General features: G+C 74.1%; 18 protein-coding genes. 14 read left to right on the top strand and 4 right to left on the bottom strand.

All coding sequences use genetic code 11. The annotated features are described in order from the left end of the window. Window positions 1-4 precede the first annotated feature (4 nt). The 4 genes from DDJ31_RS14775 to DDJ31_RS39655 all read right to left on the bottom strand — a co-directional run bounded on the left by DDJ31_RS14775 (window position 5) and on the right by DDJ31_RS39655 (window position 2,753). On the bottom strand, window positions 5-874 hold the full coding sequence (locus DDJ31_RS14775; protein WP_127179823.1) for an LLM class F420-dependent oxidoreductase: 870 nt from the start codon (window positions 872-874) through the stop codon (window positions 5-7). Between the two features lie 84 nt (window positions 875-958). Next, window positions 959-1,465: a heme-degrading domain-containing protein gene (locus DDJ31_RS14770; protein ID WP_127179824.1), complete on the bottom strand. Its 507-nt coding sequence runs from the start codon at window positions 1,463-1,465 to the stop codon at window positions 959-961. Beyond that, window positions 1,462-2,547: a Gfo/Idh/MocA family protein gene (locus DDJ31_RS14765; protein WP_127179825.1), complete on the bottom strand. Its 1,086-nt coding sequence runs from the start codon at window positions 2,545-2,547 to the stop codon at window positions 1,462-1,464. The genes DDJ31_RS14770 and DDJ31_RS14765 overlap by 4 nt, the downstream gene beginning before the upstream one ends. A 74-nt stretch (window positions 2,548-2,621) precedes the next feature. Next, entirely contained in the window at window positions 2,622-2,753 is a 132-nt protein-coding gene (locus DDJ31_RS39655; protein ID WP_276319312.1) for a hypothetical protein, read from the bottom strand. A gap of 102 nt (window positions 2,754-2,855) precedes the next feature. Here DDJ31_RS39655 and DDJ31_RS14760 point away from each other — a divergent pair, with 102 nt between their 5' ends. The 14 genes from DDJ31_RS14760 (at window position 2,856) to DDJ31_RS14695 (ending at window position 17,834) form a co-directional block, all read left to right on the top strand. Further along, on the top strand, window positions 2,856-4,103 hold the full coding sequence (locus DDJ31_RS14760) for an ROK family transcriptional regulator (protein WP_240678200.1): 1,248 nt from the start codon (window positions 2,856-2,858) through the stop codon (window positions 4,101-4,103). A 554-nt stretch (window positions 4,104-4,657) separates the two neighbouring features. Next, complete coding sequence (locus tag DDJ31_RS39860) at window positions 4,658-5,653, top strand: hypothetical protein (RefSeq protein ID WP_346656284.1); 996 nt, start codon at window positions 4,658-4,660, stop codon at window positions 5,651-5,653. A 54-nt stretch (window positions 5,654-5,707) separates the two neighbouring features. Beyond that, window positions 5,708-6,463, top strand: a complete 756-nt coding sequence (locus DDJ31_RS14750) for a GntR family transcriptional regulator (RefSeq protein WP_127179828.1) — start codon at window positions 5,708-5,710, stop codon at window positions 6,461-6,463. Between the two features lie 292 nt (window positions 6,464-6,755). Next, window positions 6,756-7,880, top strand: coding sequence for a TIGR03364 family FAD-dependent oxidoreductase (locus tag DDJ31_RS14745; RefSeq protein ID WP_127179829.1), 1,125 nt, complete (start codon window positions 6,756-6,758; stop codon window positions 7,878-7,880). After that, on the top strand, window positions 7,874-8,602 hold the full coding sequence (locus tag DDJ31_RS14740; protein ID WP_127179830.1) for a phosphonatase-like hydrolase: 729 nt from the start codon (window positions 7,874-7,876) through the stop codon (window positions 8,600-8,602). The genes DDJ31_RS14745 and DDJ31_RS14740 overlap by 7 nt, the downstream gene beginning before the upstream one ends. Before the next feature lies 1 nt (window position 8,603). Beyond that, window positions 8,604-9,650, top strand: a complete 1,047-nt coding sequence (locus DDJ31_RS14735) for an ABC transporter ATP-binding protein (protein WP_127179831.1) — start codon at window positions 8,604-8,606, stop codon at window positions 9,648-9,650. Beyond that, complete coding sequence (locus DDJ31_RS14730; RefSeq protein WP_127179832.1) at window positions 9,643-10,551, top strand: 2-aminoethylphosphonate ABC transporter permease subunit; 909 nt, start codon at window positions 9,643-9,645, stop codon at window positions 10,549-10,551. The genes DDJ31_RS14735 and DDJ31_RS14730 overlap by 8 nt, the downstream gene beginning before the upstream one ends. Next, window positions 10,538-11,335 (top strand): ABC transporter permease, encoded by a 798-nt coding sequence (locus DDJ31_RS14725; RefSeq protein WP_171480828.1) that lies wholly within the window; start codon window positions 10,538-10,540, stop codon window positions 11,333-11,335. The genes DDJ31_RS14730 and DDJ31_RS14725 overlap by 14 nt, the downstream gene beginning before the upstream one ends. Window positions 11,336-11,385: 50 nt before the next feature. Then, a complete protein-coding gene (locus DDJ31_RS14720) occupies window positions 11,386-12,438 on the top strand; it encodes a 2-aminoethylphosphonate ABC transporter substrate-binding protein (protein ID WP_127179833.1) in 1,053 nt (350 codons plus the stop codon). A gap of 217 nt (window positions 12,439-12,655) precedes the next feature. Beyond that, a complete protein-coding gene (locus tag DDJ31_RS14715; protein ID WP_171480827.1) occupies window positions 12,656-14,149 on the top strand; it encodes an alkaline phosphatase family protein in 1,494 nt (497 codons plus the stop codon). Window positions 14,150-14,223: 74 nt separating this feature from the next. Continuing rightward, window positions 14,224-15,003, top strand: coding sequence for an HAD-IIA family hydrolase (locus DDJ31_RS14710; protein WP_127179834.1), 780 nt, complete (start codon window positions 14,224-14,226; stop codon window positions 15,001-15,003). A 102-nt stretch (window positions 15,004-15,105) separates the two neighbouring features. Then, a complete protein-coding gene (locus DDJ31_RS14705) occupies window positions 15,106-15,630 on the top strand; it encodes a hypothetical protein (RefSeq protein WP_127179835.1) in 525 nt (174 codons plus the stop codon). Window positions 15,631-15,632: 2 nt separating this feature from the next. Beyond that, complete coding sequence (locus tag DDJ31_RS14700; RefSeq protein WP_127179836.1) at window positions 15,633-16,316, top strand: class F sortase; 684 nt, start codon at window positions 15,633-15,635, stop codon at window positions 16,314-16,316. Between the two features lie 504 nt (window positions 16,317-16,820). Next, entirely contained in the window at window positions 16,821-17,834 is a 1,014-nt protein-coding gene (locus tag DDJ31_RS14695) for a glycoside hydrolase family 6 protein (RefSeq protein WP_127179838.1), read from the top strand. Window positions 17,835-17,864: the final 30 nt, after the last annotated feature.

The following is a 17,864-nucleotide window of genomic DNA, read 5'->3' as shown; positions in this document are numbered from 1 at the left end:
CGCCTCAGCCCAGCAGCGCCGCCAGCCTGCGCCACCCCGCCCTCGGGAGGCTGTCCCGGGGGTTCGCGTCGATCAGCTGGAGGGCCAGATGGTCCGCGCCCGCCTCCTGGAACTCCGCGACGCGGGCGCGGATCGTGCTGTCGTCACCCCAGGCGAAGACCCTGTCGATCAGCCGGTCGCTGCCGCCGTCCGCCAGGTCGTCCTCGGTGAAGCCGTGGCGGAGGAAGTTCTTCGTGTAGTTGGGCAGCGAGAGGTAGGAGGCGAGGGCCTCGCGGGCCAGCGCGCGGGCCGTCGCCGGGTCGGGCTCCATGACCACCATCAACTCCGGTGCCAGCAGCGGGGGGACGCCGAGAATCCCGCGCGCGTACGCCGTGTGCTCCGGGGTGACCAGGTACGGGATCGCGCCCGCCGCCCGGTCGCGGGAGAGTTCGAGCGTCTTCGGGCCCAGCGCGGCGAGGAGACGGCGGTCCGCCGGGACGCCGGCCGCGTCCAGGGCGTCGAGATAGCCGACCAGCGCGGAGTACGGGCGCCGGTACTGCTCCGCCAGCTTCGCGTGGCTCACACCGAGCCCCAGCACGAAGCGGCCGGGGTGCGCCGACTCCAGCTCGGCGAACGCCGCCGCGGACTCCTCGGCGTCGTACTGCCAGATGCTCTGGATGCTGGTGCCGACGACCAGCTTCGACGTCGCCGCCACCAGCGGCTCGGCGTGCCGCGCCGCGCTGTTGCCGCCCAGCCACACCGCGCCGAACCCAAGATCCTGCAACTCGGCCGCCACCTCGGCTAGTTCACCGCGCCGGGTCGGGTCCTCGGAGCGCAGGCCCACGCTCCACACGCCGTACCGTCCGACGGATTCCTTCAACGTGCCGTCACTCATCCTGGCTGTCCCTCCGGTCGGTGTGCCAACAGCGGTGCCAACCGGAGGGTGCCGCAGACTCTTCCCGCCGAGACGGCGACGCGCTCAGCGCCCGCCGAGAAACTCCTCGATCGCCGCCACCACGAACCGGTGGTCCTCCAACTGGGGCAGACCGCTCACCGTCACCGCCCCGACCACACCCACGCCCTCCACGGTGATCGGGAACGAGCCGCCGTGCGCCGCGTACCGGTCCTGATCGAGCCGCGAGGACTCCTCGAACGTCGTCCCCTTCGCCCGGAAACGGCTCCCTACCAGGTACGACGCGCTCTGATAGCGCTCCACCACCCGGCGTTTGCGGGCGATCCAGACGTCGTTGTCGGGCACCGAACCCGGCAGCGCGGCATGGAACAGCTGCTGCCCCGCCCGATGGATGTCGATCGCCACCGGCGCCTGGCGCTCCCGGGCCAGCTCCACCAGGAGCGAGCCGAGCGCCCACGCGTCGTCATGGGTGAACCGGCTGAAGACCAGGCGCCGTTCCTGCGCCTCCAGTTCCGCGACGGAGGGTGTGATCTCCGGCTGGAACTTCGGGGTGACTCCGCCGCTGTGCGTCACAGGTCGACCGCCACTCCGTCACGGGCCGAACGGCGGGCCGCCTCCAGGACGTCGAGGGCGTCCGCCGCCTCCGCCGCGGTCACCGGGTTGGGCCCGCCCTCGGTGAGGGCCTTGGCCACCGCCGCGTAGTACGCGGGGTAGTCGCCGGGGAGCGTCGGCTCGGGGGTGCCGCCGCCGGTCAGCGGGGACTCGCCGGCGCCGACGCGGCCCCACATCGACTCGGGCTCCGTGCCCCAGTCGGCCCGGCCGCCGGGGCGCCGGCCGTCGCGCAGCTCCGCCTCCTGCGGGTCGAGGCCGTACTTGACGTATCCGGCACGCGACCCCAACACCCTGAAGCGCGGGCCGAGTTGCGCGGTCGTCGCCGAGACGTACAGATGCGAGCGGACGCCACTCGCGTGGGTGAGCGCGATGAAGGAGTCGTCGTCGGTCTCCGCGCCCGAGCGGCGCACGTCCGCCTCCGCGTAGACCCGGGTCGCCGGGCCGAAGAGGACCAGGGCCTGGTCGACGACATGGCTGCCGAGGTCGTACAGCAGCCCTCCGATCTCCGCCGGGTCCCCGGACTCCCGCCAGCCGCCCTTGGGTTGCGGACGCCAGCGCTCGAACCGCGACTCGAAGCGCCAGACGTCGCCGAGAGCGCCGTCCGCGATCAGCTTGCGGAGGGTGAGGAAGTCGTTGTCCCAGCGCCGGTTCTGGAAGACCGACAGGAGCAGCCCGCGTTCCTCGGCGAGGGCGGCCAGCTCGCGGGCCTCGGCCGCGGTGCCGGCCACCGGCTTGTCCACGACCACCGGCGCCCCGGCCTCCAGGGCGGCGATGGCGAACGGCACATGCGTCTTGTTGGGCGACGCGATGACGATCAGGTCCAACTCGGCGGCGCGGGCGAACAGTTCGTCCGGGGTCGGCGCCACGCGGACGTCGGGGAACTCGGCGCGGGCCTGCCGCTGCCGCTCGGGGTTTGAGGTGGCCACCGTGTCCAGGACGAGGCCCTCGGTCGCGGCGATCAGCGGGGCGTGGAAGACGGAGCCCGCGAGACCGTAGCCGACGAGGCCCACGCGGAGGGGGGAGCCGGGGGGATTACCAGTCATGCCGTCCACTTTGGCAACGCTGTTGCCAAAGTGCAAGGGCGGAGGAGAATGGCGGGGTGGACGGGATGACGGGATCACGCGATCACGGGATCACGACGGGACGACGAGATCACGACGGGACGACGGCGGAATGGCGGAATGACGGCGGTGGCGGGCACGGTGGTGATCAATGCGGCGATCATGGCGGCGATCAAGGCGGTGATCACGGGCGCGGGGGAGCGCGCGGGACGGGCGGCGGGCACCGGCGCGCGGGCGGGCGTGGAGGCGCGGGCGGGCGTGGAGGCGCGGGCGGGCGTGGCTGCCGGGGAGTGCGCTCGCCCGGGTGGGCCGCGGTGAAGGGGGCCGGGGCCGGGGGCGCCAATCTGCTCGCCGTGCGCAGTCACAACACCGCGCTGGTGCTCGATCTGCTGCGGGCCGCCGGTGCCGGGGGCGTCAGCCGGCTGGAACTCGCCGAGCGGACCGGGCTCACCCCCCAGGCGGTCAGCAAGATCACGGCGCGGCTGCGGGAGGAGGGGCTCGCGGCGGAGGCGGGCCACCGTGCCTCCACCGGCGGCAAGCCCCGCACCCTGCTGCGCCTGGTGCCGGAGGCGGGACACGCGGTGGGCGTCCACCTCGACCGGGACGGGGTGCGCACGGTCCTGGTCGACCTGGCGGGAACCGTGGTGGCGCAGCGGTGGGCGCCCGCGGACTTCGGGGTGGGGGCCGAGGGGGTCGTGGAGCTGGTGGTGCGCGAGGTGACGGCGGGGGTGGCGAGCCTGGAGGCGGCGGAGGGGCCGTCGAGAAGTGACGGCGGTGACCGGGGCGGTCTCGGGGGCGCGGCGCCTCTCGGGGGCGCGGGGCCTCTCGGGGTCTCCGCCCTCGCGGGCTCCGACGTCGGGGTCTCCGCCCTCGGGGTCTCCGTCCTCGGGGTCGGTGTCGCCCTTCCCGGGCCGCTCGACCATCTCCGTGGCGTCCTGCATCGCGTCACGGGATTCCCCGAGTGGGACGGGTTTCCGCTGCGGGACGCGCTGGCGCGGCGGCTCGGGGTGCCGGTCGTCGTCGACAAGGACACCAACGCCGCCGCGCTCGGCCTCGCCCTCGGCGGCGCGGCGGGCGGCAGCGGCTCGTCCTTCGCCTACCTGTACTTCGGCACCGGGCTCGGCGCCGGTCTCGTGCTCGGCGGGGCCGTGCACCGGGGGGCCAGGACCGGCGCCGGGGAGTTCGGCCACCAGGTCGTGCAGTGGGGCGGGCCGCTGTGCGGGTGCGGCGACCGCGGCTGCGTCGAGGCGCTCTGCCTGGCCGCGGTGGCGCGCGGCGACCTGCCGGAGGCGGGCCGCGTTCTCGGCGTCGGCGCGGCCAATCTCGTCGCGCTGCTCGACGTCGACCTGGTGCTCATCGGCGGGCGCACGGTCACCGAGGCGCCGGAACCTTTCCTCCGGGGTGTGACCGAGGTGCTCGACGCCCGCGCCCACCGCACGGGCGAGCCGCCGCTGCCGGTCCGCGTGGCGGCGGGCGGAGTCGCGGATGGCGCGGCCCAACTGGTGCTCGCGCCGGTCTTCGGCCGGGCGGACGACTGAGCCGCCGCTCCTGCGGGCCGAGGGGGACGGGCCGAGGGGGACGGGCTGAGGGCGACGGGCTGAGCCGCTGTCGCTGTGCGCGGAGGGGGAGGCTGAGCCGCGGCGCCTGTGCGCGGAGGGGGGGCTGAGCCGCGGTCCCTGTTCGCGGAGAGGGGGCTGAGCCGCGGTTCCTGCGGGGGCGGGTAGCCGCAGCCCCTGTGCGGAGGGGCTGAGCCGCGGCCCCCGCGTGCGGTGGATCGGACGGTTGTCCTCGCGTGCGGCGGACGGGACCGTTGTCCCTTCGTGCGGTGGACCGGACGGTTGTCCCCGCGTGCGGCGGACCGGACGGTCCCGCGTGTGGTGGACGGGACCCTTGTCCCTTCGTGCGGCGGACCGGACCGTTGTCCCCGCCTGCGGAGGACCGGGCGGGGATCCCTTTCGTGCGGCGGACCAGACCGTCTTCCTTCCGTCCACATCATCCGACAGTCAGTTATTACTCTCATCGGGCGGACTCTCCCCGCCCCTCGGAGTGTCGGCGCCCCTCCCGCGACCCCGCCCGCCAAGATCCCGTGTTCATGCGACTGTGCTCGTCCCTTGCCCTCTGCCTTGCCGCAGCCGCCCCTCTCCTCGTCGCCGAGCCGCCCGCCCAGGCCGGCCCCGGCGTTCCCGCTGCCCCCGCCGTCCCCGCTGCCCCCGCCGTCGCCCCCTGCGCCGACGGGCCCCGTTTCCCGCTCACCACCCGGATCGAGGGCGGGCCCGACACCTACCGGGCCGGGGGCGGGCCCGTGGCCTGGTCGGTGAAGCTCACCAACACCACCGACCGCAGCTGCGGCGACGTCCATCCCGTCGTCGTCCTCGTCGACGAGCGGCGCGAGCTGCGGCCCGACCAGACGCGGCTGGAGTTCGACGACGCCGACCGCCGCGCCCACCCCGTCCACTTCGAGACCACCGACGAGGACGAACTGGTCGGCGCCTTCGACGACGGGTTCCCCGGGTTCACCGTCGGCCCGAAGAAGACCGTCTCCGTGACGGTGCGGCTCGCGTTCGCCGCGGACGCCGTGCCGAACGACGTCACCGTCAAGGCGGCCGTCGTGCAGCGGCGCGGGAACAAGGGCGAGTGGGTCGGGCGGTCGAACGACTACGCCTTCCGCGTGGAGGAGGGCCCCGACTCCGACACCGACCCCGACTCCGACACCGGCGTCGCCCCGAGGTCCAGCGCCGCCGCGACCGCCGCCCCTTCCCGAGCCGCCTCCGCCGCCCCTTCCCCGGACGCCTCAGGACCCGTCGTCGCGCCGCCGCCGGGACGGTCGTCGACGCCCGCCGCGTCGGCGTCGGCGTCCGGCGCCGTGCCTCCCTCGGGCAGGCCCTCCGGAACCCAGCCCCCGTCGCTGTCCCCGACCTCGTCCCCGACCCCGTCGTCATCGGCCGGCTCCGCCGACGGTGGGCGGAGGCTGCCGCTCGCCGACGAACTCGCCGCCACCGGGCTGACCGGCGCCCGGGGGATTCTGGCGCTCGCCGCCGTCCTGCTCGTCACCGGCGGCGCCCTGCTGGTGGCCCGCGGGCGCCGCTGACCGGGCGCCGGGCCGCCCTCGGGAGCGGCGGGCGCCGTCTGCGACGATCCCTGCGTGGACTACCCGAACGACCAGGCCCCCGGCGCCCCCGTCCGCTCCGGCATTCCGGAGCACGGGCGCATTCCGAAGTACTACGCCGTCAAGGCCCGGATCGACGATCTCGTCGGCGAGCTGGGGGAGGGGGCCCTGATCCCCACCGAGCGCGATCTGTCCGAGCGGTACGGCGTCGCGCGGGAGACCGTCAGGCAGGCGCTGCGCGAACTGGTGCTCGAAGGCAAGCTGCGCAGGCAGGGGCGCGGGACGGTCGTCGCGGGCCCCAAGCTGGAGCAGCCGATCTCCCTGGCCAGCTACACCGAGGGGGTTCGGCGCCAGGGCCGTACCCCCGGCCGCAGCCTCGTCACCCTCGACCGGTTCCCCTGCCCCGAGCCGCTCGCCGCCGAGACCGGCCTGGAGCGCGGCGAGCCGGTCTGGCACCTGGAGCGGGTGCTGCTCGCCGACGAGGAGCGGGTGGGCCTCGAATCCACCTACGTCGCCGTGGCCCGGGTCCCCGACCTCGGCTCCGGCTTCGACCCCGACTCGTCCTTCTACGCCTACCTCCGCGACCGTGGCATCGGCTTCGGGGACGCCGACGAACGCATCGAGACCGTGCTCGCCACCCCGCGTGAGGCGCTGCTCATCGGCACCCCGCCGGCCCTGCCGATGCTGCTGATCCACCGGGTCTCGCGGGACACCGAGGGGCGTCCGCTGGAGCGGGTGCGGTCGCTGTACCGGGGCGACCGGTTCTCCTTCACCACCCGGCTGCGCGGCTGACCGGCGGACGGCTGACCGGCTGGAGGGCCGAAAGGCTGAAGGGCTGAAGGGCTGACGGCTGACCTGGCAGGGCGCCGGGGGGCGTCAGGACGACGGACCCCCGGACGACATAGACCTGGCAGGGCGCCGAGGGGCGTCAGGACGTCGGACTCCCGGACGAGGACGACAGACACCCGGACGACCACTCGTATCACGAAAAGGTAACGGGTCTAGCCCAAACGTGATGGGTCGTTCAGGCTTTCGTCGACAGCCGGATTCCTCCGGTTCCCCCAGCGCGAGGAGCGTGACCGTCGTGAGAGTGACAGTCGTCGGAGCAGGCGTGGTGGGCACCATGCACGCCTGGCACGCAGTGGAACGCGGCCATCAGGTCGTCCAGATCGAACGCGAGGCGGAGGCGCGCGGCGCCTCGCTGCGCAACTTCGGCCAGATCTGGGTCAGTGGCCGGGCGGGCGGCGCGGAGCTGGAAACGGCCCTGCGCGCAAGGGAGTTGTGGGAGGACATCGGAGGCCGGGTACCCGGACTCGGGTTCCGCGCCAACGGCTCCCTGACCCCGGTGCGCGGCCCCCTCGAACTCGCCGTCGCCGAGGCCGCCGTCGCCCGGGACGACGCCGCCGCCCGCGGGTACAAGCTGCTGACGCCCGGCGAGGCCCGCGCCCTCAACCCGGCCCTGCGCGGCGAGTTCACCGCCGCCCTGTACTGCGAGCGGGACGCGGCCGTCGAACCGCGCACCGCCCAGCTCGCCCTGCGCGAGGAGCTGTCGAAGTCCCCGCTCTACACCTTCCTGCCGGGCCGCGAGGTCCGCGAGGTGACAGGGCCGGGCACCGTCCGCGACGACCACGGCGACACCCACCGCGCCGATGTCGTCGTGCTGTGCACGGGAGCCTGGCTCGGCGGCCTCGTCCGCGAGCTGGCTGGGCCCGAACTGCCGGTGCGCAGGGTGCGGTTGCAGATGATGCAGACCGAGCCGCTGGGCGAGCCGCTCACCACCTCGGTCGCCGACGCGGACAGCTTCCGCTACTACCCGGCCTATGCCTCGCCCGCCCTCGACGCCCTCGGCGCCGGGCAGCCGCAGGCGCGGACGGCCGCCGAACACCGGATGCAACTGCTCATGGTGCAGCGCGCCGACGGCTCGCTGACCATCGGCGACACCCACGAGTACGAGCATCCGTTCGCCTTCGACACCCTCGAAGACCCCTACGACCACCTCGTGGGCGTCGTCGAGTCCCTGCTCGGCCGGCCGCTGCCCAGGATCAGGCGGCGCTGGGCCGGGGTGTACGCCCAGTGCACCGACCCTTCGCGGGTCGTGCACCGCCAACTCGTGCGCGACGGCGTGTGGTTGGTCACCGGGCCCGGCGGGCGCGGCATGACCTGCTCGCCCGCCGTCGCCGAGACGACCGCCGACGCACTTGGATGGTGAGCAACGTGACAGAGAGCAAGGAACCCACCGTGACATCACCGGACATCCGGCTCGTCGTGCTCGACATGGCCGGCACCACCGTCGCCGACGGCGGCCTGGTCGAGCGCGCCTTCGCCGCCGCGGCCGACGCGCTCGGCGTCGCCGCCGGATCGGCCCAGCACACCGAGCACCTCGCCTACGTCCGCGCCACCATGGGCGAGTCCAAGATCTCCGTGTTCCGGCACCTGTTCGGCAGCGAGGAGCGGGCCCAACAGGCCAACTCCGCCTTCGAGAGGGCCTACGGCGAACTCGTCGACTCCGGTCTGACCGCCCCGGTGCCCGGCGCCCGCGAGACCATCGAGACGCTCCTCGCGGGCGGCCGGACCGTCGTCCTGACCACCGGCTTCGCCCGGGTCACCCAGGACGCCCTGCTCGACGCCCTCGGCTGGCGCGACCTGGTGCCGCTCACCCTGTGCCCCGCGGACGTCGGCGGCCGCGGCCGGCCCTACCCCGACCTGGTCCTCGAAGCGCTGGTGCGGACCGGGGCCGCCGACGACGTGCGCCAGGTCGCGGTCGTCGGCGACACCTCGTACGACATCCTCAGCGGGGTCCGCGCGGGCGCGGGCCTGGTCGCCGGGGTGCGCACCGGGGCGCACGGCGACGACGCGTTCCTCGCGGCGGGCGCCACCCACGTCGTCGACTCGGTCGCCGACCTGCCCGCGCTCCTCGGAGAGCTGGGCTGACATGGGCATCCGCTTCGACTCCGTCACCGTCGCCTACGACGGCGACGTCGTCCTCGACTCCCTCGACCTCACCGTCGCGCCCGGCGAGGTGATGGCGCTGCTCGGGCCGTCCGGCTCGGGCAAGACCACCGCGCTGCGGGCGGTCGCCGGGTTCGTACGGCCGGAGTCGGGGCGGGTGTTCCTCGGCGAGCGGGACGTCACGGACCTGCCGCCGTACCGCCGGGGCATCGGCATGGTCGTCCAGCAGTACGCCCTCTTCCCGCACCTGCGGGTCGAGGAGAACGTCGCCTTCGGCCTCAAGGCCCGCGGGACACCGCGCGCCGAGATCCGCGCCCGGGTCGGCGAGGCCCTGGAGATGACCGGCATGGCCGGCTTCGCCCGCCGCCACCCGCGCGAACTCTCCGGCGGCCAGCAGCAGCGCGTCGCCATCGCCCGCGCGCTGGCCGTCCGGCCGGGTGTGCTGCTGCTCGACGAGCCGCTGTCCGCGCTCGACGCCCGGCTGCGCTCCGGGATGCTCGCCGAACTCGCGCGACTGCACCGCGAGTTGCCCGACGTCTCGATGCTGTACGTGACCCACGACCAACTGGAGGCGCTGACCCTCGCCGACCGGATCGCGGTGATGGACCGGGCCAGGCTGCGGGCCTGCGGCACCCCGGCCGAGCTGTACAGGACACCGGCCGACGAGTTCACCGCGTCCTTCGTCGGCAACGCCAACCTGCTCCCGGTGACCTGCGGCGCCGGCAACGTCACCTTCGCCGGGACGGAGTTGACCGTCGCCACCGGGGCGGCGGCACCCGGCGCGCGGGCCACCCTGTGCGTCCGGCCGCATCTCATCGGCCTCGGCGACGGACCCAACCGGCTGACCGGCACGGTCACCGAGATCCAGTGGCGGGGCGCGACCCACCGCCTCCTGCTGGACATCGGCGGCCACGAACTCACCGTCGACGTACCGGAGTCACGCCGGACACCGGCCAACGGCACCGAGATCACCGTCCACTTCGCCGCCGAGGACGCGGTGCTGCTGCCCGCCGGGGTGGGACATGGCTGAGACGACCCGCACCCGGCCGACCGTCGGCCACCAGCCGCGCCCCCTCCCGCGGGACCGGCCCCCCAGGAGCCGACTCCCGCGCTCCGCAGGCCCGTTGCTGTGGACGCTGCCCCCGGTCGCGCTGCTCTCCTTCTTCTTCCTCTACCCCCTCGCCCTCGTCGTCCGGCAGTCCTTCCACCCCGACACCGGCGGCACCTCCCTGCGGCCCTACACCGACGTCTTCGCCTCGCAGGCGTTCCGGCAGGCGCTCGGGACCACCGTCTGGCTGGCGCTCGCGGCCACCGCGGGCTGCCTGCTCCTCGGGTTCCTGCTCGCGCTGGTCATCGCGTTCGTGCCGTTCCCCGGGGCCAGGGCCGTCGCCCGCTTCGTCGACGTCTTCCTCTCCTTCCCGTCCTTCCTCATCACCCTCGCGCTGGTCTTCGTGTACGGCTCCACCGGCATCGCGGGCGGGCTGTGGACGGACCTCACGGGCGCCACCGAAGGACCCTTCCGGTTCCTCACCACGCCCTGGGGCGTGCTGCTCGCCGAGATCACCTACTTCACCCCGTTCGTGATGCGGCCCCTGCTCGCCGCGTTCTCCCAGCTCGACACCGCCCAACTGGAGGCCGCGGCCAGCCTCGGGGCACGCGCCCCGCGCATCGTGCGGCAGGTGATCCTGCCGGAGGCGCTGCCCGCGCTCGCCTCCGGCGGCAGCCTCGTCCTGGTGCTCTGCCTCAACGAGTTCGGCATCGTCCTGTTCACCGGCGCGAAAGGCGTCACGACCCTGCCGATGCTCGTCTACAGCAAGGCGATCCTGGAGTCCGACTACCCGGGCGCCTGCGTGGTCGCCGTCGTCAACGTCCTGATCTCCGTGGGCCTCTACGCCCTCTACCGGGGGGTGAACCGTCGTGCTGGTGCATAGCCGCCGGGCCAGGTGGGCGGTGTGGGCGCTGTTCCTCGCCCTCTTCGTGCCGCTGTTCGCCCTCCCGCTGCTCGTCGTCCTCGGCGCCTCCCTCGCCACCCACTGGTCAGGCGTCCTGCCCTCGGGCCCCACCCTCGACCACTACCGCACGGCGACCCGCGGCGAGGCCCTCCAGGCCCTCACCACCAGCCTCGTCACCGCCGTCACCGCGAGCCTGCTCGCGCTGACCGCCGGCACCTGGGCCGCGCTCGCGGGCGCCGCCCTGAGAAGACGCCAACGACGGTTCCTCGACGCCCTGTTCGTGCTGCCGGTCGCGGTGCCCTCGGTGGTCGTCGGACTGGCCGTGCTGGTCGCCTTCTCCCAGCCGCCCGTGCTCCTCAACGGCACCCGGTGGATCGTCGTCGCCGCCCACACCGTGCTGGTCACCGCCTTCGCCCACCAGTCCGTGTCGGCCGCGCTCGGCCGCCTCGACCCCGCCTACGCGCAGGCCGCCGCCTCCCTCGGCGCCCGCCCGGCCCACGTCCTGCGGCGGGTCACCCTGCCGCTCCTGCTGCCCTCGCTCACCGCCGCCGCCGGACTCTGCTTCGCCCTGTCCATGGGCGAGTTGAGCGCCACGATGATGCTCTACCCGCCCGACTGGACCCCGTTGCCCGTGCTGATCCACGCGGCCACCGACCGGGGCGCGCTGTTCACCGGCTCCGCCGTCGCCGTGGTCCTGATGGCCACCACCCTGCTCGTCCTGTCCGCGGTCTCCAGGATCCGCACCCGCGCCTCCTACCGCTGACCCACCCGGCCTCCCGAAACCACCTTTCCCCGCAAGGAGTTCATCCCGTCATGCGCAGAAACAGCCTCGGACCCGCCCTCGCGCTCTGCCTGCTCGCCACCCCGCTGCTCTCCGCCTGCGGCACTTCCGCCGCCTCCGACGAGAAGGTCGTCACCGTCTACAGCGCCGACGGCCTCAAGGGCGAGAACGGCGACGGCTGGTACGACCGGGTCTTCGCGGACTTCACCAAGAAGACCGGCATCAAGGTCAGTTACGTCGAGGGCGGTTCGGGCGAGATGGTGCAGCGCGCCGTCCGCGAGAAGGGCAACCCGCAGGCCGACGTGCTCGTCACCCTCCCGCCGTTCATCCAGCAGGCCGACGGCAAGGGCCTCCTCCAGACGTACCGCCCGGCGGGCTCCGACCGGGTCGCCGCCGCCGACAAGTCCGCCGACGGCACCTGGACCTCCGTGGTCGAGAACTACTTCGGGTTCGTCCACAACAAGAAGCTCCTGAAGAAGACGCCGGTCACCTGGGACGAACTCCTCGACGGCGGCTACCGCGACAAGCTCCAGTACTCCACCCCCGGCGTCGCGGGCGACGGGACCGCCGTCCTCGTCAAGGCGATCCACGACTTCGGCGGCAAGGACGCGGCCCTCGCCTACCTGAAGAAGCTCCAGGCCAACAACGTCGGCCCGTCCGCCTCCACCGGCAAGCTCGCGCCCAAGGTCGACAAGGGCGAACTCCTCGTCGCCAACGGGGACGTGCAGATGAACTACGCCCAGTCCAAGACCATGCCGAACCTCGGCATCTGGTTCCCGGCCAGGCCCGGTTCGGCGCCCACCACGTTCGCGCTGCCCTACGCGGCCGGCCTGGTCACCAAGGCACCGCACGGCGACAACGGCCGCGAACTCCTCGACTTCCTGCTCACCGAGGGCGCCCAGCGCCAGGTCAGCTCGGTCGGCGGCGGCTTCAGCGCCCGCGAGGACATCAAGGCCACCGACGCCGACGCGGTCGCGCTGCGCGCGCTGATGGACGGCGTGCGGATCTTCCAGCCGGACTGGGACGACATCGCCGAGAACCTCACGACGTACGTCGCGGACTGGAAGACGGCCACCGGCAGCTGACGGCCAGGCCCCGGACAGACACCCGCACCCCCCCCCGCAAGCACCCCACCGCACCCCCGCAAGCCCCCCACCGCACCCCTCACGCCCCCGCACGCACCATCCCGCACCCCTCACGCACCATCCCGCACCCCTCACGCACACCCCGCACCCCCCCCACAGCCCCACCCGCACGCACCCCCCACACGTCACACGCCCGTCCACCCTCCCGGAGGTCCCCGTGTCGTCCCGTGTGTCCCGCCGTTCCCTGCTCGTCTCCGCCGCCGCCCTCGCCGTGTCGGCAGGGCCGCTCGCCACCGTCGCCCGCGCCGCTGCCAGGACGCCCAAAGTCCTGGTCATCGGCCTGGACGGCGCCCTGCTCAGCCGCGTCAAGGACGCCGCGGCCCCGCACCTCGGCGCCCTGATGGCGGCCGGTCTCACCGCGCCCAGCAGCATCTACGCCAACCCGCTCGCGCCCACCCTGTCGGGACCCGGCTGGTCGACGCTGATCACCGGCGTCTGGCCCGACCGGCACCAGGTCAAGGACAACGCGTTCACCGGCGCCCGCTTCGACCTGTACCCCGACTTCCTGACCCGCGTCGAGACCGCGAAGCCCGCTCTCTCCACCTACGCCGTCTCCTCGTGGGCGCCGATCACGGAAACCGTGTTCTCCACGAAGGTCGACACCCGTGTCTCCACCCCGGCCGCCGAGTACGACACCGGCACCACCGCCCGCGCCGTGGCCCGGCTGCGGGACGCCGACCCGGACGCGATGTTCGTGCACCTCGACAACATCGACCACGCGGGCCACAGCCACGGCGCCGCCTCCGCCCAGTACCTGGACGCCGTGCGCACCGCGGACGCGCAGGTCGGGGAGATCGTCGCGGCGGTCAAGGGCCGCCCGAGGTACGCGGCCGAGGACTGGCTGATCATGGTCACCGCCGATCACGGACACACCGACGCGGGCGGCCACGGCGGCTCCACCCTCCAGGAGCGCCAGACGTTCCTGATCGCCACCGGGCCCACCCTGTCCGCCGGTTCGGTCCGCCACGACGTGAAGATGCCCGACGTCGCCGCCTCCGCGCTCGCCCACCTCGGCATCGCGATCGACCCCGCCTGGAACCTGGACGGCCGCCCGGTCCAGCAGCCCGCGCCCGACGACTTCGACGCGCTGCGCGGCCAGTTGGGCACCCGCGTCGACGAGACCGGCATCCCCGCCTCCGTCGTCGGCTTCACCCACACCCCGCCGGCCGGCTGGTCCGTCGACAACTCCGCGATGGGCACCGGTGGGGTCACCGAATGGCGCGGCTGGTCCTTCACCACCGACGAGTTCTGGACCCAGTCCCAGCGCGACCAGAACCGTGAGTGCAACGTCCGTGCCCGGAACGTCTTCGCGGTCGCCGACGGCGACGAGTGGAGCGACAAGAGCCTCACCGGCACCTTCGACTCCACCCTCGTCAGCCCCGCCTTCCCGGTCACCGGCGGCAGGGCCGCCACCCTCGCCTACACCACCCACTACCGCCACGAGTCCCCGCAGAAGGGCGAGGTCCTCGTCTCCTACGACGACGGCGCACCCGTCACCGTGAAGACGTACACCGCCGACGCGCCGTCCCGCGCCGAGACCCTGACCCTCCAGGTGCCGGCGGGCGCCACCAGGGCCCGGGTGCGCTTCCGCTACACCGGCGGCAACAACTGGTACTGGGTGATCGACGGGGTCAAGATCAGCCAGGTCTGATTAGGCTGGGGGCGTCGGCACGCCGTGGTTCCGGCGCCCCCTACCGTCCGTACGCCCGCCTGGAGACGCACAACATGGCAGACCGCAAGCCCATCGAGTCGTGGCTCACCGACATGGACGGCGTCCTCATCCACGAGGGCGTGCCGATCCCCGGCGCCGACGCCTTCCTGAAGAGGCTGCGGGAGTCCGCCAAGCCCTTCCTCGTCCTCACCAACAACTCCATCTACACCCCGCGCGACCTGCACGCCAGGCTGCGCCGCATGGGCCTGGACGTGCCGGTGGAGAACATCTGGACGTCGGCGATGGCCACCGCCCAGTTCCTCGGCGACCAGCGGCCGGGCGGCACCGCCTACGTGATCGGCGAGGCCGGGCTCACCACCGCCCTGCACGACATCGGCTACGTCCTCACCGACCACGAACCCGACTACGTCGTCCTCGGCGAGACCCGCACCTACTCCTTCGAGGCGATGACCAAGGCGGTCCGGCTGATCGCCGACGGCGCCCGCTTCATCTGCACCAACCCGGACGAGACGGGCCCCTCCACCGAGGGCCCGCTCCCGGCGACCGGCGCGGTGGCCGCCCTGATCACCAAGGCCACCGGCAAGCAGCCCTACTTCGCGGGCAAGCCCAACCCGCTGATGATGCGCACCGGGCTCAACGCGATCGGCGCCCACTCCGAGAGCAGCGCGATGATCGGCGACCGCATGGACACCGACGTCCTCGCGGGCATGGAGGCCGGGATGCAGACCTTCCTGGTGCTGACCGGGCTCACCAGGCCCGAGCAGGTCGAGGACTTCCCCTACCGCCCGTCGCAGATCGTCGACTCGATCGCGGACCTCGTCGACCTGATCTGAGCCGCCCGAAACCTTTTTCCACCCGTTCGGAGCAGCCCGGCCCCGCAGCGGATGCGGGGCCGTCGCGCCGCGGGAAGTCTCCGGAGGACTGGAGGTTTCACGATGGGCTCACTTCGGCTGACTCTCTGTACGGGAATCCTCGCCGCCTGCGCCGTCACCCCGGTGGCGCACGCGGCGGACGGACGCGGGGTCCTGGTGACCCCCGCGTCCCCCGCCCCGGGCGGCGAGGTCGCGCTGCGGGTCACCGGCTGCCCCGGCGGCTCGGGCACCGCCACCTCGACCGCCTTCGCCGGTGACGCCGAGCTGACCCCGCACCGGGGCGCCCTGGCGGGCGGCACCCGCGTCGACACCGCGGCCGCACCCGGCTCCTACGACGTGTCGATCCGCTGCGCCGACGTCGAGATCCGCGGCGCGATCACCGTCGTCGCGCGGGGCTCCGCCTCCGCCGCGCCCGCCTCGCCGGTCGCGCCGGTCCCCGCGGGCGGCGGCGGCACCGCGCACCTCGCCGACGACGCCGAGCAGGAGGGCCCCGGCATCGGGCACGCGGTGACGGGGCTCGCGCTGGCCGGGGTCGCGGCCGCCGCGGTCGCCCTGCGCGGCGCCCGCCGCCGACGCGGAGCGGACTGACCGTGCCCGACCGGGCCCGTGGCCGCGGCGCGCGGCGCCCGCTGCGCGGGGTCGCCTGGGCGGCCCTGCTGCTCGCGCTCTGGCTGTGGGGGCGCGAGGCGGGCGTCCCGCTCCTCGGCGTCCCCCGGCAGGCCACCGGCGGCGCGGTGCTCCCGCCCGCGAAGGAGCCGTGGGCGGCGGCCAGGCCCCTGCGGGTGGACATACCCGACCTCGGGGTGCGGGCCCCGGTGACCGCCCGCGGCCTCGACGCGGGCGGCGCGATCGAACCGCCCCCCTACGACCGGGCCGACGCCGTCGGCTGGTACGCGGCAGGCACCGCGCCCGGGGCGGCCGGGGCGGCGCTCCTGGTCGGCCACGTCGACACCGAGACCCGTCCGGCGGTCTTCTACCGGCTGAGCGTCCTGCACCCCGGCGAGACGATCCGGGTGCTCCGCGACGACGGCCGGGTCGCGGAGTTCACCGTCGACGACGTCCAAGTCCAGCCCCGCGACGGCTTCGACGCCCACCGGGCGTTCGGCCCGCACCAACCGGGACGCGCCGAACTGCGGCTGATCACCTGCGGCGGCCCCTTCGACCGGACGAGGAACCGCTACACCGCGAACGTGATCGTCTCGGCCTATCTGACCGGCGGCGCCGAGGAACAGCCGGGCGAGGCGGTCAACTCGACCGCCACGAGACCCACGTGAGCGTGCCCGCCGCAACTCGGCGACCAAGGGCGCGACTTGGGCCCTCGCTTCGCCCGCCCGGTCGGCGGCTCCCCCAGGGCCGTCGACCGGGCAGGCCCTCGACCGCGCGCGCACGGGCTGCGGGAGTAACCCGGCGACCGGCGCGGGAGGTTCGGGCACCCAGCAGGGTGTCCGGCCGGGGTCCGGGGCCGTTCCGGAGACTGTAGAACGGATGTCCGCGCGAGCCCAGGGTGTCTCGGCAATCCCTTGGACCGGCAGCCCGACGTCCCGCCGTCCGCGACCGCCCGCCGTCCCGCCCCGTCCACGGCCGCCCGCCGCCCGCCGTCCGCGGCCCCCCGCCCGCGACCACCCGCCTTCCCTCCGGTCCACGCCCACCCGCCGCCTTCCGTCGGTGTCCGGCGGCCCGCCGCCGCGCGCGGCCCCGAAAAGCGTCCGGTGATCTCGTTCCCGCCACCCGGCGTGTGCCAGGATTGAGCCTCGAACGGTGTGCCGAGGGGGAGTGGGATGTACGGCAAGAGGGGGGCCGGGGTTCGGGCGTCCGGGGCGGTGCTGGGGGCGGCGCTGTTGCTCGCGGGCTGCTCCTCGGGGGGCGGCGGCGAGCAGGACGGTGCCGGTGCGCGGATCGGCCAACAGCCCAAGGGGACCGACCCGTTCTGGGTCAACCCGGACGGCAACGCGGCCCGGCAGGTCGCCGCCTACGAGAAGGCGGGCAGGACAGCCGAGGCCGAGCAGATCCGCAAGATCGCCGAGCAGCCGACCGGCGAGTGGATAGGACCGGAGAACCCGGAGCGCGAGGCGCGCGGCTACACCGAGGCCGCCGCCAAGGCCGACCGCACCGCGCTGCTGGTCCTCTACAACATCCCGCACCGCGACTGCGGCCAGTACTCCCAGGGCGGCGCGGCCGACGGCGCCGCCTACCGGACCTGGATCGACGGCGTCGCCAAGGGCATCGGCGACCGCCCCGCGACGGTGATCCTGGAGCCGGACGCGCTGCTGCACCTGGTCGACGGCTGCACCCCCGAGGAGTACCACGAGGAGCGCTACGACCTCCTCAAGGGCGCCGTCGCCACCCTGGGGGCCCTGAAGGCGACCAAGGTCTACGTGGACGCGGGCAACGCGGGCTGGGGCCACCCCGACCAGATCTTCGAGCCGCTGCGCTGGGCGGGCGTGGCCGGCGCCGACGGCTTCGCGGTGAACGTCTCCAACTACTACGCCACGGAGCAATCCCTCACGTACGGCAAGCAGTTGTCGGCGAAGGTCGGCGACAAGCCGTTCGTCGTCGACACCAGCCGCAACGGCAACGGCCCCTACACCGGCGGCAGTCCGGACGAACGCTGGTGCAACCCGCCCGGCCGCGCCCTGGGCGAGACGCCGACCACCAGGACCGGCGACCCGCTGGTGGACGCCTATGTGTGGGTCAAGCGGCCGGGCGAGTCCGACGGCACCTGCAAGGGCGGCCCGAAGGCGGGCGCCTGGTGGCCCGCCTACGCCCTGAAACTGGCGAAGGCCACCCGCTGACCCGAGCGGCCGGGCGCGGGGGGAGCGTGC

It is taken from the genome of Streptomyces griseoviridis (assembly GCF_005222485.1).
Taxonomy (GTDB): domain Bacteria; phylum Actinomycetota; class Actinomycetes; order Streptomycetales; family Streptomycetaceae; genus Streptomyces; species Streptomyces hintoniae.
This window is presented reverse-complemented; position numbering and strand designations above follow the sequence as displayed.

Excerpts from the sequence above, each read along its gene's own strand:
- DDJ31_RS14735 (WP_127179831.1), top strand. The coding sequence starts at position 8,604 with ATGGGCATCCGCTTCGACTCCGTCACCGTCGCCTACGACGGCGACGTC.
- DDJ31_RS14775 (WP_127179823.1), bottom strand. The coding sequence starts at position 874 with ATGAGTGACGGCACGTTGAAGGAATCCGTCGGACGGTACGGCGTGTGG.
- DDJ31_RS14695 (WP_127179838.1), top strand. The coding sequence starts at position 16,821 with ATGTACGGCAAGAGGGGGGCCGGGGTTCGGGCGTCCGGGGCGGTGCTG.
- DDJ31_RS39860 (WP_346656284.1), top strand. The coding sequence starts at position 4,658 with ATGCGACTGTGCTCGTCCCTTGCCCTCTGCCTTGCCGCAGCCGCCCCT.
- DDJ31_RS14730 (WP_127179832.1), top strand. The coding sequence starts at position 9,643 with ATGGCTGAGACGACCCGCACCCGGCCGACCGTCGGCCACCAGCCGCGC.
- DDJ31_RS14710 (WP_127179834.1), top strand. The coding sequence starts at position 14,224 with ATGGCAGACCGCAAGCCCATCGAGTCGTGGCTCACCGACATGGACGGC.
- DDJ31_RS14740 (WP_127179830.1), top strand. The coding sequence starts at position 7,874 with ATGGTGAGCAACGTGACAGAGAGCAAGGAACCCACCGTGACATCACCG.
- DDJ31_RS14720 (WP_127179833.1), top strand. The coding sequence starts at position 11,386 with ATGCGCAGAAACAGCCTCGGACCCGCCCTCGCGCTCTGCCTGCTCGCC.
- DDJ31_RS14765 (WP_127179825.1), bottom strand. The coding sequence starts at position 2,547 with ATGACTGGTAATCCCCCCGGCTCCCCCCTCCGCGTGGGCCTCGTCGGC.
- DDJ31_RS14705 (WP_127179835.1), top strand. The coding sequence starts at position 15,106 with ATGGGCTCACTTCGGCTGACTCTCTGTACGGGAATCCTCGCCGCCTGC.